Raw genomic sequence first — 13,779 nt, 5'->3', positions numbered from 1 at the left:
TTTGCTGACCATCTAGCAGAGCCACGGCTTCGATAGGGCAACAAGTCCTTTTTTGATGACCTGCAAGCCATTGATTTTGCTGAGGCCGCCGGTCCATATTTGCACGATCCGCAACACCTGCAACACAGGACCTGGCCCATGAGCGTCGACATCGGTGGACGGCTGCGATTCATCCGGGCGCGCCAGAAATTGTCGCAGCGCGAGCTGGCGAAACGCGCCGGCGTCACCAATTCGACCATCTCGCTGATCGAATCCAACCAGATGAACCCGTCGGTCGGCGCGCTCAAGCGCATCCTCGACGGCATCCCGATGGGGCTTGCCGAATTCTTCGCGCTGGAGCCGGAGTCCCGGCGCAAGATCTTCTACCGCGCCGAAGAGCTCACCGAGGTCGGCAAGAAACCGATCTCCTATCGGCAGGTCGGCGACAATCTGTTCGGCCGCAGCCTGCAAATTCTGAAAGAACGCTACGAGCCCGGCAGCGACACCGGGCGCGTGCATCTCGTTCACGAGGGCGAGGAAGGCGGCATCGTGATCTCGGGCAAGCTCGAAGTTACCGTCGAGGACGAGCGGCGCATCCTCAATCCGGGCGATGCCTATTACTTCGAAAGCCGGCGACCACATCGGTTCCGATGCGTCGGCGGCAAGCCGTGCGAAGTGATCTCGGCCTGCACCCCGCCGACGTTCTGAAGCGCGGCCGTCCCCTCCGCAATCATACGGAGCACCAGCATCTTACGGTGCTTGAGCCAGCTCAATTTCCGCGGGCCTGGCCGCTCTATATTACTGATGTAGCCGAGCAGCCTCGCGCAAAGGTGCTGAGGTTATGGCCCCGGACTCCTAGGCACTCCGGGGCCGCTTTGTCGGAGGGTTCGCAGATGAAGCTCGCACTCGCCAAAGCAGAAGCAGCACTCGATCAGGTCCAGCGTGATGCCGACAAGCTCCACACGCAAGAGCTGCGCAAGGCGATCGAGAAATACATCGAGGACCAGAAAGAGCAGGTCAAGGCGCTGCGACGGATGCTGAACTGACGCATGTCCAAAGTGCGCGGGGAATTGGCAATCGCCTGAACCACGGAGAGGTGGCCGGCGACCAAGAAGCAGGCACTCCAGCTTCGATCCAAGAGCCGCTCATGCCCGCATCTTTCCGCCTCGCGCTGCTCGCAGCCGCGCTGCTCGCTCCCGCTTCCGCACAGGCCATGGACGATTTCCTGCGCGCCAGCAGCAGCGGGCCAACGGCGATGACGCTCTGCGCGGCGAGCTCCGACGGCGGCAAGACCGAGGGCCCGAGTAAATTCTGCCGGGAAGCCGGCTACGACAAGCTCGTCGCCGCGGTCGATCGGTCGTTTGAGGCAGCTCTCGCCAGGGCCCCGGCCAACATCCGACCGCTATTCAAACGCGATCAGGCCTGGTTCAACGAGATGATCGGCGAGGCCGCCGATACCGTCGAGCAAGCCGACGAAGCAGAGCTCCGCGACGGTCTGGCCGACGCGCTCCGCCGGCGCGCGGCCACGCTCGACGACATCGCCCGCGGCTTCGGCCGCGGCGGCCTGAGCGGCGCATGGGCCAACGCCCTCGGCGGCGTCACGCTCACGGCGACCGAGACAGGCGCCTATCGCCTCGATGCGGAGTTGAACTCCAACTACGGCAGCGACAAGCATTGGCACTGCAAGCTCACCGCGATGGTCAAGCCGGGCGCCGATGGCTGGCACGTCGGCGTCACGACGCCGGCGCAACCGTCCGAGCCCGGCGCAAAGCAAGCCGTTTCAATCTCGATCAAATCGCGACGCCAGGGCGATACGCTCCGCATCGTGCTCCTGGCAAACGAAGAGCAATGGTTCTCCTCCAACGATCCGGACTGCGGCCAGCTCGGCCAGGTGACTGGCACCTATTTCGCCCGCGCCAACCAGGATGGGACCGACAAGGCCGACACCGGCTTCGTGACGCCGACGTTCGACTGCACGCGGCCCGAGACGGCGACCGACGAGGAAATCTGCGCTGACCCGGATCTGGCCGCGAATGACCAGCGGTTGAACCGCGCCTGGAAAGCGCTACTGCCGCGCCTGGACGATGCGACACGGCGCGCGCTCACGGAAGACCAGCGCCACTGGGTGAGCAGCCAGACGCTGCAATATCCGGAATTCCTGCATCCGGCCTGGGAGAAGCAGACCTCGGCGATGCACTACACGGTATTCGGACGCGATCGTCTCAACGGCCTGCAGCGCGAACGTATCGCACTGCTCGAAGGTTTCGACGACAAACGCATCGGTCTCGCCGGCACCTGGCTCGCCTACAACGCCATCATCAGGATCACCATCGACAAGGACGGCTCGGTCGACGCCCAGGGCTGGAAGTGGTCACAGGCCGACTGGAAGGGTGGCTGCGACTACGAGATCAGCGGCGACCTCAAGGGCACCACCTTCCGCTCGAGCGAGCAGCGCAAGAACCCGGACACGCTGGAGCGCGACCACGCCATGCTGGTCGTCAACAGGCTCGACGATGTCTTTGCCAGAAAACGCGAGGGCAAGAACGACAACGCCGACGACGAGCCGAAATGCAAGCGCAGCACCGTGCTTTCCTCGACCGCGCGGCTGTTTCCGGTCAAACCGTCCCAAGACGTCGACAATCCGCCAGGCGCGATACGCTAAAGTGCGATGCGATTCCAATGAATCGTCATAGCGCTTTGCGGCGTGATAATCTGCAGGGCTTCAGAGCTGCGTCAGCAGCTCCTCGATCCGGATCGGGAAACGGCGCACGCGCACGCCGGTCGCATGCCAGACGGCATTGGCGACCGCGCCGGCGCTGCCGGTGATGCCGATCTCGCCAACCCCCTTGATACCAAGCGCATTCACATGCGGATCGCGTTCCTCGACCGTGATCACGTCGAGCGGCGGCACGTCGGCATTCACGGGGATTTGGTACTCGCCGAGATTGGCGTTCATGATCCTCCCGCTGCGGCGGTCGGTGATGGCCTCCTCGTGCAGCGCAAAGGACATGCCCCAGATCATGCCGCCGAACAGCTGGCTCTTCACCAGGTGCGGGTTGACGATGCGGCCCGCGGCGAAGGCCCCGACCATGCGGGTGACGCGGACCTGGCCGAGTTCGGGATCGACCTTCACCTCCGCAAACACCGCGCCATGCGCATGCATCGCGTACTCCTCCATCGCCGCGGGGTTCGGCGCGCCCGTCCCGCGCGCCTCGACCTCCACAAGCCCGGCGCGCGCCAGGATCTCGGGATAGCTTTCGCTGCGGCTTTCGTCGTCGCGCCGGATCAACCGCCCGTCGCGGGCGATCACGCCGGCATTGCCGGCGCCGTACAGCGGCGAGCGCTCGTCATTGGTGGCGAGATCGGCAAGCTTCGCGATTACGGCCGCGCCGGCACTGTGGATCGCAGCCCCGGCCGTTGCCGTGTGCGCGGAGCCGCCGGCAATACCGGCATCGGGCAGGTCGGACGTGCCCGCCTTGAACGTGACGCGATCGATATCAAGGCCGACAGCATCGGCGGCGATCTGGGCCAGCGCCGTCCAGGCGCCCTGCCCCATATCGTGGGCGCCGATCTCCATCGCGCCGGTGCCGTCACGGCGGATGGCCGCGCGCGCTTCGGCCTGGAACATCAGCGCCGGAAAGGTCGCGGTGCCCATGCCCCAGCCGACCAAGAGGCCGGCATCGTCGCGCATCTGCCGCGGCTGAAGCGAGCGTTTCGCCCAGCCGAAACGCGCCGCGCCCTGCTCGTAACAGGCGCGCAGCGCCTTCGACGAGAACGGCTTGCCGGTGATCGGCTCGACCTCCGCATAGTTCTTCAGGCGGAAGGCGAGCGGATCCATGCCGCAGGCCCAGGCCATCTCGTCGATGGCGCTTTCGAGCGCGATCGATCCCGTCGCTTCGCCCGGCGCGCGCATGAACAACGGCGTGCCGGTGTTGACGCGCACGGCATCGTGCGAAGTGCGGATCGCGGTCGATGCATAAAGCGTGTGCGAGGCATCGGCCGCCGGTTCATAGAAATCGTCGAACGTGCTCGACACGGTGCGCGCGTGATGATCGAGCGCGGTCAAACGCCCGTCAGCGTCAGCACCGATGCGCAAGCGCTGACGCGTCGGCGCGCGATGGCCGACCGGGCCATACATTTGCTCACGCCGCAGCACGAGCTTGACGGGCTTTCCGACCAGCTTTGCGGCCATGATGCCGAGCACCGGAGGACCAGCCATCAGACCCTTCGAGCCAAAGCCGCCGCCGAGAAACGGGCTGCGAATGTGAATTTTGTCGTGCGGGATGCCGAACAATTCGGCCACGCGCGCCAGTGACAGCATCAGGCCCTGGGTCGGCATGTCGATCTGAAGACCGTCGCCGTCCCAGCTAGCGACGATCGCATGCGGCTCCATCGCATTGTGATATTGCGGCGGCGTCTCGTAGGTTGCCTCGATCCGCTTGTCGGCCGCGGCAAGGCCAGCCTCGACATCGCCGCGGTGATTCTCGGCGGGATTGCCGACACCGACGACGGGCGGCACGTAGCTTTCACCGGCATCGAGGCCGACGAGCGCCGGCAGCGTCTCGTAGCGCGGCGCCAGCAGCGCCGCGCCCTCAGTCGCGGCCTCGAGCGTCTCGGCGATCACGACGGCGATGGGCTGATTGGCGTAGCGGATCTCGTTGCTCTGCAACACTTCCATCCGGAACACGAACGGGTTGGTCTTGATCTCCGGATCGATCGCAAGCTGCGGCTTGTGGTCCGGCGTCATGACATCGACGACGCCGGGATGGCGCCTGGCAGCAGCAACATCGAGCGAGGTCACGCGGCCATGTGCGATGCTCGACACCGCCATCACCGCAAACAGCATACCGGGCGGATGATTGTCGGCGGCATAGGTCGCCTGCCCCTTCACCTTCAGCACACCGTCGCGGCGGGTCAGCGGCTGGCCGATGTTCGAGCCGTGACGGAGATGGGCGGGAGCGCTGGTCAGATTGAGCTCAGGCATGAATGGCTCCAGAGATCGAGGCAAAGGGAGAGGCCGGCAGCGCGGGGATGCGCGCAGGCGTGCCGGCTGCGGCAAGGCTCAGCGCGCGCACGACGATGCGGCGCGCCAGCTCAATCTTGTAGGCATTGTCACCGGACGGCATCGCATCCGTGAGCGCGCGCGATGCCGCTTCCTGGAAGGCGTCTGCCGTTGGCGCGAGACCCTTAAGCACGTCCTCTGCAGCGCGGGCACGCCAGGGCTTTGCGGCAACGCCGCCAAGCGCAAGCCGCGCCTCCGCGATTTTGTCGTTCTCGATCCGCAGCGCCGCCGCGGCCGAGACGATGGCGAACGCATAAGATGTCCGCTCGCGGACCTTGAGATAGCGCGCATGCGCGGCAAGGCCGCGCGCGGCCGCCGGCAGACGCAGCGCGACGATGAGATCGCCGGGCTCGAGCACGGATTCGTGCTCGGGTGTGTCGCCGGGCAGACGATGCAACGCCTCGAGCGCGACCTCGCGGCGACCGTTCTTGCCTTCGATCTCGACGACAGCATCGAGTGCGACCAGGGGTACACAGAAGTCGGACGGGTGCGTGGCGATGCAGCTCTCGCTCCAGCCGAGCACGGCATGCGATCGGTTCACGCCGTCGCGGGCGTCGCAGCCGGAGGCAGCCTCGCGCTTGTTGCAGCGGCTGGCAGTGTCGTAAAAATACGCGCAGCGCGTCCGCTGCAGCAGATTGCCGCCGACGGTCGCGGCGTTGCGCAGCTGTGCGGACGCGCCGGAGAGCAGCGCTTCGGCAACGGCTGGGAAGGTTTTCGCAAATTCCGCGTCATGCGCGAGATCGGCATTGCTCACGAGCGCGCCGATGCGCAGCGATCCGTCGGCGAGGCGTTCGGTCCGATCGAGCCCGTCGAGATGCGTGACGTCCACCAGCCGATCCGGACGGCTGACATTGCACTTCATCAGGTCGAGCAGATTGGTGCCGGCGGCAAGATATGCAGCGCCGGGCTGGGCAGCGGCGGCAACGGCCTCAGCAACCGTGGCAGGCCTGACGTATTCAAACTGTTTCATGCGGAGCGCCTCTGGTTGGATTCGTCGGCACCTGCCTGCGCCTCGAGCACGGCATCGACGATGCCGGCATAGGCGCCGCAGCGGCAGAGATTGCCACTCATGCACTCGCGAATGCGTTCGGGATCGTTGCCGGCCTGGGCTTCCTGCATCATGCCGATGGCGCTCATGATCTGGCCGGGCGTGCAGAAGCCGCACTGGAATCCGTCATGGGCGATGAAGGCGGCCTGCACCGGGTGAAGCTGGTCGCCGCGGGCGATGCCCTCGATGGTCAGGATGTCGGCGCCGTCATGGCTGATGGCGAGCGCAAGGCAGGAATTGATGCGCTTGCCGTCGACGAGAATGGTGCAGGCGCCGCACTGGCCGCGGTCGCAACCCTTCTTTGTTCCGGTGAGATGGAGGCGCTCACGCAAGAGATCGAGCAACGTGACGCGAGGATCGTCGAGGACGACATCGCGCCGTGCACCGTTCACGGTGAGGCTGATGGAGTGGGTCATACAAGGCTCCGATCAGAAAAAGGACATGGCTGATCGCTCGGCGCGCCACCGCCGTGGCCGCCGTCGACATCGCGCCGTCGGGGAAGTGGCCCGAACCGGCGTGTCACGGAAGATACGGAGGCACCCTCCGCTTAACAAGGGCCGCCGAAAAATATTTGGAATTCGTCAAAAGCCCGTGCGCCGACAACGCGATGCAGCCAGCGAAGGGTTCAATCTAACCAATTCGTGATCTACATTGCCCGACATGGACGACCAGACCGATCAGACCCGCAAGCCCCGCGCCGACGCCATACGCAATCGCGAGCGCGTGCTCGAAGCCGCCAAGGCGGTGTTCAGCGCGGGCGGCCCGGAGGCGAGCCTGGAGGCCGTGGCCAAACGCGCCGGCGTCGGCATCGGCACGCTGTATCGGCATTTTCCGACGCGCGAGGACCTGTTCGAGGCGGTGTACCGGCGCGAGGTCGAGCAACTCAGCGAGCTCGCCGAGCAATTGAAGAGCGCAAAGGATCCGGTCGATGCGCTCAGGCGCTGGCTGCGCTCGGGCGTCGAATTCGTTGCGACCAAGAAGGGCATGGTGGCCGCCCTGGCGCTCGCGGTGCAGAGCGGGTCCGAGCTGCACGCCTTCTCGTTCGATCGGCTGACGAAGGCGACCGGCTCGCTGCTCGACCGCGCGGTTGCGGCCGGCGAGATGCGCGCGGACATCAGTCCCGAGGACTTGCTGCGCGCGTTCTTCGGCATGTGCTACATTCATGACCAGCCCGGCTGGCAGTCGACCGCGCTGCGGCTCCTCGACGTGTTCGTCGACGGCCTGCGCGTGCAGCCCAAATCGTCCCCGCGCGGCCCCGCCAAGACGAAGAGCCGGGCGACCAAGCGAAAGCGCTAGTATGGAGCCTGTGATGCGCATCATCGCGTTGCTGACCATGCTTCTTTTCGGCCTCGCTCCCGCTTGCGCCGCCGACGACATCGCCGCCGCGCAGGGCGTGATCCGGGCCCAGGAACAGGCTTTCGGGCGCGGCGATGCCGCGGCTGCCTATTCCTACGCGGCGCCCGTGATCAAGGAGATCTTTCCGGCGCCCGATATCTTCATGGCAATGGTGGAGAACTCGTATGCACCGGTCTATCGGCACAGGAGCTTCGAGTTCGGCGAGACCAAAATGGATGGCAACTGGATCGGCCAGCACGTCCACATCATCGACGCCAATGGCGAGGCCTGGGAAGCGCTCTACACGCTCGAGCAGCAGGCCGACGGAAGCTACAAGATCACCGGCTGCTCGCTGCTCAAGATGGGACAGGCGGTTTAGGTTGCGAAATTCGGTCCGGTCTTGGCCGCATTCATGCGCGAGCGGATCAACAGTGTCAGCACGATGCCGACGTTGAGCGCGTTCCAGGCCACGCCATTGGCGAAGGCCGCAGCGTAGGAGCCGGTGGCATCGAAGATGACGCCCGACACCCAGCCGCCGAAGGACATGCCGAACACGGAGGCGAAGATCACGATGCCGACGCGCGTGGCGGCTTCGCTCGCCGGCATCGCCTCGCGCACGATGATGGCATAGCTCGGCACGATACCGCCCTGGAACAGCCCGAACATCGCGGAGATCAGATAGAGCGAGGTGAGGCCGTCGAAGAACAGATAGAACACCAGCGCAAAACCCTGCGCCAGCGATCCGATCAGCAGCGTGCGGATGCCGCCGATCTTGTCGGCGAGATAGCCGGAGCCGATGCGGCTGATGATGCCGCAGCCCATCATCAGGGACAACATCTCGGCGCCGCGCGCTACGCCATAGCCGAGGTCACCGCAATAGGCCACGATATGCACCTGCGGCATCGCCATGGCGACGCAGCAGGCGATGCTGGCGATCGAGAGCAGCACCGTCAGTGTGTTGGTCGACAGTTTCAGATCGACCCGCGGCGGCGGCGCATTGGCGTGATTGCGAACCTTGTCGTTGCCCATCTGGGCCCGCAGGACGAGGACCAGAAGCGCCATCGTGCTCGCACAGACGACGCCGATGCCGATATGGGTGGTGCGCCAACCGGCGGCCTGCGTGCCCCAATTCACGATCGGCGGCCACATCGTGCCGGCGACGTAATTGCCGCTCGCAACGATGGTCACGGCGAGGCCGCGATAGCGCTCGAACCAGTGTGAGGCCTCCGCCATCAGCGGCGCGAAGGTCGCGGACGTGCCAAGCCCGATCAGGAAATAGGCTGCCACGAACTGCCAGAGCTGCGTCGAGAGCCCCGCCAGCACATTTGCGACGCCGAGAAAGACGATGCTGATCGCCATCGCCGGCACGATGCCGAACCGGTCGGTGATCTTGCCGGCGATCACACCGCCGAGTCCGAAGCCGAACATCATTAATGTGAAGGCTAGCGACACCGCGCCGCGCGTGGCGGCGAATTCGGCCTGCACGACGGGAATCACCACCACGACCGCCCACATGCCGACGGCGCCGATCGAGCCAATCACAAGCGCGATCGCGAGTCTCACCCAAGCCTGACGCGAGTCAGGGGCGAAAGAACCCGGTTTCTGTCCTGGGTGATTTGGTGCGTGCACTGGCGGACCATGTTCGTTGATGAGCCGATGGTCAAGCATTGTGCCGCGATATTGGGCATGCGCGGTGCACTGCGGTAAGAAGAGCTTGGCGGAACCGCGCTTTGCCATTAAGTTGCAATCTGCGTGTGCAGTATTGTCGCGCGACGAGCATGACGGCGGGATGTTGTTGCATTTGACGAGATCGATGCGGATCAGGGTGGGGCAGCTTGTTGCCTTCGCCTATCTGTTCTGCGTACTCGCGCCTGCTGCAGCGCTGGCCTGGGGTCATGGTCCGGCGCCATGTCTTGATGAGACGGTGCTGGCTGATGTCGCTCCGGTTCATCAAGCGATGCCGGCCAGCCACGCCCCCGGCGCTTCATCGCATGATCATGCCGGCATGCATGCGCACCATCAGGCCGCGCAGGACGCGCCTCGCCAGCACCATCACGACGGCAAGGGCAAGGCAGGCCCCTGCTGCGGAATGATGTGCGTGAGCGCGCTGCCGGCCGAGATGCCCGGCATCGCCAAGCCGCTTCAGCCGATCTCCGCCTGCACGGTCGAGATCACGGCCAGCCTGCATAGCGAGGCGCCGCCCCTGCTCTACCGTCCCCCCATCGCCTGATCCGACGCGACGACCTCAGGCCGAGCGCGCGCCTTGCGCGCTTAAGCCTTTGTCATCTGACAGATCAGGGATGAATCATGCTTACGCTTTCCGGGGCGAAGTCCGCCGCCGCATCCGCGGCGCGTGGACGAGATGTGCTGTTTTACTGGCTGCTGGCCTCAGTCGCGCTGGCGCTGTCCGGCTGCATGCCGGCAACGACGTCTGTGGCCACCGCGGATCCGGCCGATCCTGCGGCAAAGGTGGCGCGCGTCGGCTACCGGTCGACCATCGCGCCCTATACGACCCTCCGGCCTGCGGCTCCCTCCCCTTGGCGCGAGCGCAACGATGCGGTGACGCCGCAGCCCAAGCAGGACCGGTAGGAGCGCGCCATGGCACACCATTTTGCGCGCAGCCTGTTCGTCCTTGCCACGCTCAGCGTCTCTGGCTGCGCCGCGTTCTCGCCTGATAGCGGCATGACCGATGTCTCGGACCTGACCAGCCGGGCCATCAGCAAGGATGTCGCCTTCGTGCGGACAGCCGAAGGAGCCGGCGCGGTCGACGCGCGCGTTCGCCAGTTGCTGTCGCGGACGCTGAGTGCTGAGGCCGCCGTGCAGATCGCCCTGCTCAACAACAAGGGGCTGCAAGCCGCCTATAACGAGATGGCGCTGGCCGAGACCGATCTCATCGAGCAGAGCCTGCCGCCCAATCCAGTGTTCTCGATCTCGCGGATATCAGGCAGTGGCGCCAGCGAAATCGAGCGCCAGGTGGTGGGCGACATTCTGGCGTTGGCCACGCTGCCGTTCCGATCCGACATCGCTCGCGATCGCTTTCGCCAAGCGCAGTTGCGCGCGGCACTGGCGACGCTGCGGCTCGCCGCCGACGTGCGGCGTGCATATGTCCGCGCGGTCGCCGGTAACGAGATGGTCGTTCTGCTGACGGATGCGAAGGCGACGGCGGAATCGACCGCGCAACTCGCTCTCAAGCTCGGCGAGACCGGCGCGGTCAACAAGCTCGACCAGGCCCGCGAGCAGGTGTTTTACGCCGAGACGACCGCAGATCTCGCGACCGCTCGGCAGGCGGCGACCAGCGCGCGCGAAAGATTGGCACGGCTGATGGGGCTGTGGGACGCCGGGCTCGACTTCCGCCTGCCCAATGCGTTGCCGCTGCTGCCACGACGGCCGCAGGCATTGCCCTCGATCGAGGCCGATGCGGTCACCCACCGCATCGACTTGCAGATTGCGCGACTGGAACTGGCGGCGCTGGCGAAATCATTGAACCTCACGGAAGCGACACGCTTTGTGACGCTGCTTGATCTCGCCGGCATCTCCCGCCGCACCCAGGACCCTGAAGGCGCCCCGTTCCGCGAACGCGGCTTCGACGTGCAGTTCCAGATCCCGATCTTCGATGGCGGCGAGGTGCGCATGCGGCAGGCAATGGAAACCTACAACCTCGCCTTTAATCGCTTGACTGAACGCGCCGTGAACGTCCGCTCAGAAGCGCGCGACGCCTATCGCGTCTATCGCTCCACCTACGACATCGCGAACCACTATCAGCGCGAGATCCTGCCGTTGCGAAAAATCATCACCGAGGAGATGCAGCTGCGCTTCTCCAGCATGCAGGTCGACATCTTCGCGCTTCTGACCGAAGCGCGGCAGCGACTGGCATCGCTGCGTGGTGCGATCGATGCGAAGCAGAACTTCTTCCTCGCCCAATCTGAATTGCAGACTGCCGTCAACGGCGGCGGTGCGCCTGCGGACCGCGGCGGGACTCCAACCGCCATCGCCGCGGCAGCGCCTGCCGATGGCGGCCACTGACATGGAGACCAGCATGTTTTCCCGTCGAGGATTTCTGGGCACCGCAGCGCTCGTTGGTGCCGGCGCGATCCAGGGCCGTGTCGAGACCGCTTCGATTCCGGAGGCCGCGCGTATGGACAAGGCGGTGATGCAGCCGCCGCTGCACCCCGCCAGTGGCCCCGATTATCGCCCGGTGGTCACGCTCAACGGCTGGACGCTGCCGTTCCGCATGAATGGCGACTGGAAGGAATTTCATCTCGTCGCCGAGCCCGTGGTGCGCGAATTCGCCGAAGGCATGAAGGTGAACCTGTGGGGCTACAACGGCCAGTCTCCGGGCCCGACGATCGAGGCCGTCGAGGGCGACAAGGTCCGCATCTTCGTCACCAACAAACTTCCCGAATACACCACCGTGCACTGGCACGGCATGATCATCCCGAGCGGCATGGATGGCGTCGGAGGGCTGACGCAGCCGCACATCCAGCCAGGCAAGACCTTCCTCTATGAGTTCGAGATGAAGAAGAGCGGGACCTTCATGTATCACCCGCATTCCGACGAGATGGTGCAGATGGCGATGGGGATGATGGGCATGGTCGTCGTGCATCCGCGCGACCCGAACTTCCGTCCCGTCGATCGCGACTTCGTCTTCGTGATGAGCACCTATCGCGTCGATCCCGGCACGTACCTGCCGCATGTCAACGAGATGACCGACTTCAACATGTGGACCTGGAATGCGCGTGTCTTCCCCGGCATCGATCCGCTGCCGGTCCGGCTTGGCGACAAGGTGCGCGTGCGCATCGGCAATCTCAGCATGACCAACCATCCGATCCATCTGCACGGCCACAGTTTTGCGGTGACTTGCACCGACGGCGGCTGGATTCCCGAGAGCGCCCAGATCCCCGAGACGACGACCGACGTCCCGGTCGGGGCGGTCCGCGTGTTCGACGTCCTCGCCGACAATCCCGGTGACTGGGCCTTCCACTGCCACAAGTCGCATCACACCATGAATGCCATGGGGCACGAGGTGCGCAACCTGATCGGCGTCTCGCGCAAGGATCTCGCCAAGGCCGTCGGCAAGCTGGCGCCGGATGCGATGGCGATGGGCTCAACCGGCATGGCGATGGGCAACATGGAGATGCCGAGCCCCGACAACACGCTTCCCATGATGACCGGCGCCGGCCAGTTCGGCCCGATCGAGATGGGCGGCATGTTCACCGTGATGAAGATCCGCGAAGACATGGCGCGCGACGATTATCGCGATCCCGGCCCCTACAAGTTCCCGCAGGGCACCGTCGCCTGTGAGGTCGCCTCGCCCTCGGCGGAGCCGGTGCGGCAGCCCGCCGCGCCGATGCAGAAGATGAAAATGTAGCAACGCCCGATCAACCACCAACCGGAGACTTCAATGACAAGAACAATCGGCACCGTCCTGGCGCTGGCCGCGCTCTCGATCGCACCCGCGATCGCGCACGAGGGGCACGGCCACCACGGCTTCTCGGCCGGCGAACCCGGCGATCCCAACAAGCCGGCCCGCACCGTCGAGATCGCGATGAGCGAGATGTCGTACGAGCCCTCGAACATCGACGTGAAGCGCGGCGAGCAGATCCGCTTTGTGTTGCGCAATATCGGCAGGGAGGATCACGAATTCCTGCTCGCCACACCAAAGGAGAATCTCGCGCATGCCGAGGTGATGAAGAAGCATCCGCACATGGAGCACGACGATCCGAACGGGGTGCGGCTCGCGCCGAACAAGACGGCCGAGATCGTCTGGAAATTCACCAAGGCCGGAACATTCGAATTTTCCTGCCTGATCCCCGACCATCGCGACTACGGCATGGTCGGCCACGTCACCGTGAAATGAACCAGTGGAGACAACCATGAACCCGATCATCCGCTTCGCCGCAGCGCTCGCGCTGACGCTGGGCCTGACCGCGGGCGCGCTCGCGCAAGCGGCATCCATCAGCGGCGAGGTCAAGAAAATCGATGAAGGTGCCGGCAAGATCACGCTCAAGCATGGTCCGGCGAAAAGCCTCGGCATGGATGAGCCCATGACCATGGTCTACCGCGTCAAGGACCCCGGCATGCTCAAGCAGGTGAAGGTCGGCGACAAGGTGACGTTCGAGGCCGAGGAGGCGGCCTCGGGCTACACCGTGACCACGATACAGAAGGCGAAATAGCCGAGCGGCCCCTCAGCCGTCATTCCGGGAGCGCGCCGCATGACGCGACCCTGGAATCCATCCCTCCACGGCACCTACGGCCCGATGGATTCCGGGCTCGCCCTTCGGGCGCTCCGGAATGACACCCCGGGCGTCCTCCGTTAACCCTTTGCTAACCATACACCGGGCAAAAATTGCCGGGT

Annotated in this window: 15 protein-coding genes; 11 read left to right on the top strand and 4 right to left on the bottom strand. The window is 65.1% G+C overall.

Features of this window, described 5'->3' with window-relative positions; all coding sequences use genetic code 11:
* The first annotated feature begins 138 nt into the window (after window positions 1-138).
* The 3 genes from XH88_RS08200 (at window position 139) to XH88_RS08190 (ending at window position 2,641) form a co-directional block, all read left to right on the top strand.
* Window positions 139-687 carry a cupin domain-containing protein gene (locus tag XH88_RS08200; protein WP_097665749.1) on the top strand — a complete coding sequence of 183 codons (549 nt, stop codon included), beginning with the start codon at window positions 139-141 and terminating at the stop codon, window positions 685-687.
* A 185-nt stretch (window positions 688-872) separates the two neighbouring features.
* Window positions 873-1,025 carry a hypothetical protein gene (locus XH88_RS08195; RefSeq protein ID WP_271614905.1) on the top strand — a complete coding sequence of 51 codons (153 nt, stop codon included), beginning with the start codon at window positions 873-875 and terminating at the stop codon, window positions 1,023-1,025.
* A 101-nt stretch (window positions 1,026-1,126) separates the two neighbouring features.
* The gene (locus XH88_RS08190; RefSeq protein ID WP_271614904.1) at window positions 1,127-2,641 is read left to right on the top strand and encodes a lysozyme inhibitor LprI family protein; all 1,515 of its coding nucleotides are present in this window, start codon (window positions 1,127-1,129) and stop codon (window positions 2,639-2,641) included.
* Between the two features lie 60 nt (window positions 2,642-2,701).
* Here XH88_RS08190 and XH88_RS08185 read toward each other — a convergent pair whose 3' ends face one another.
* Genes XH88_RS08185 through XH88_RS08175 form a run of 3 tightly spaced genes read right to left on the bottom strand, consistent with a single transcriptional unit; the run spans window position 2,702 to window position 6,505 of the window.
* The gene (locus XH88_RS08185; RefSeq protein WP_271614903.1) at window positions 2,702-4,963 is read right to left on the bottom strand and encodes a xanthine dehydrogenase family protein molybdopterin-binding subunit; all 2,262 of its coding nucleotides are present in this window, start codon (window positions 4,961-4,963) and stop codon (window positions 2,702-2,704) included.
* Window positions 4,956-6,011 carry an FAD binding domain-containing protein gene (locus XH88_RS08180; protein ID WP_271614902.1) on the bottom strand — a complete coding sequence of 352 codons (1,056 nt, stop codon included), beginning with the start codon at window positions 6,009-6,011 and terminating at the stop codon, window positions 4,956-4,958. The genes XH88_RS08185 and XH88_RS08180 overlap by 8 nt, the downstream gene beginning before the upstream one ends.
* Entirely contained in the window at window positions 6,008-6,505 is a 498-nt protein-coding gene (locus tag XH88_RS08175; protein WP_271614901.1) for a (2Fe-2S)-binding protein, read from the bottom strand. Before XH88_RS08175 ends, XH88_RS08180 begins: the two co-directional genes overlap by 4 nt.
* Window positions 6,506-6,749: 244 nt before the next feature.
* Between XH88_RS08175 and XH88_RS08170 the strand changes: the two genes are divergently transcribed.
* Both XH88_RS08170 and XH88_RS08165 read left to right on the top strand, forming a co-directional pair.
* On the top strand, window positions 6,750-7,385 hold the full coding sequence (locus tag XH88_RS08170; protein WP_271614900.1) for a TetR/AcrR family transcriptional regulator: 636 nt from the start codon (window positions 6,750-6,752) through the stop codon (window positions 7,383-7,385).
* 13 nt (window positions 7,386-7,398) lie between these two features.
* Window positions 7,399-7,803: a DUF4864 domain-containing protein gene (locus XH88_RS08165; protein ID WP_271614899.1), complete on the top strand. Its 405-nt coding sequence runs from the start codon at window positions 7,399-7,401 to the stop codon at window positions 7,801-7,803.
* Here XH88_RS08165 and XH88_RS08160 read toward each other — a convergent pair.
* Complete coding sequence (locus tag XH88_RS08160; RefSeq protein WP_271614898.1) at window positions 7,800-8,987, bottom strand: MFS transporter; 1,188 nt, start codon at window positions 8,985-8,987, stop codon at window positions 7,800-7,802. The two genes, XH88_RS08165 and XH88_RS08160, sit on opposite strands and share 4 nt — an antisense overlap.
* 250 nt (window positions 8,988-9,237) lie before the next feature.
* Between XH88_RS08160 and XH88_RS08155 the strand changes: the two genes are divergently transcribed.
* The 6 genes from XH88_RS08155 to XH88_RS08130 all read left to right on the top strand — a co-directional run bounded on the left by XH88_RS08155 (window position 9,238) and on the right by XH88_RS08130 (window position 13,597).
* Window positions 9,238-9,654, top strand: a complete 417-nt coding sequence (locus tag XH88_RS08155) for a hypothetical protein (protein WP_271614897.1) — start codon at window positions 9,238-9,240, stop codon at window positions 9,652-9,654.
* Between the two features lie 77 nt (window positions 9,655-9,731).
* Complete coding sequence (locus XH88_RS08150; RefSeq protein ID WP_271614896.1) at window positions 9,732-10,013, top strand: hypothetical protein; 282 nt, start codon at window positions 9,732-9,734, stop codon at window positions 10,011-10,013.
* 9 nt (window positions 10,014-10,022) lie between these two features.
* On the top strand, window positions 10,023-11,447 hold the full coding sequence (locus XH88_RS08145; RefSeq protein ID WP_271614895.1) for a TolC family protein: 1,425 nt from the start codon (window positions 10,023-10,025) through the stop codon (window positions 11,445-11,447).
* 13 nt (window positions 11,448-11,460) lie between these two features.
* On the top strand, window positions 11,461-12,792 hold the full coding sequence (locus tag XH88_RS08140) for a copper oxidase (protein ID WP_271614894.1): 1,332 nt from the start codon (window positions 11,461-11,463) through the stop codon (window positions 12,790-12,792).
* A gap of 33 nt (window positions 12,793-12,825) precedes the next feature.
* Complete coding sequence (locus XH88_RS08135) at window positions 12,826-13,281, top strand: cupredoxin domain-containing protein (RefSeq protein ID WP_271614893.1); 456 nt, start codon at window positions 12,826-12,828, stop codon at window positions 13,279-13,281.
* A gap of 16 nt (window positions 13,282-13,297) precedes the next feature.
* Entirely contained in the window at window positions 13,298-13,597 is a 300-nt protein-coding gene (locus tag XH88_RS08130) for a copper-binding protein (protein ID WP_271614892.1), read from the top strand.
* The last annotated feature ends 182 nt before the right edge of the window (window positions 13,598-13,779 follow it).

The organism is Bradyrhizobium sp. CCBAU 51627, from assembly GCF_028128765.1.
Classification (GTDB): domain Bacteria; phylum Pseudomonadota; class Alphaproteobacteria; order Rhizobiales; family Xanthobacteraceae; genus Bradyrhizobium.
The sequence above is the reverse complement of the archived record's forward strand: the minus strand, read 5'-3'. Positions and strand labels throughout refer to the sequence as shown.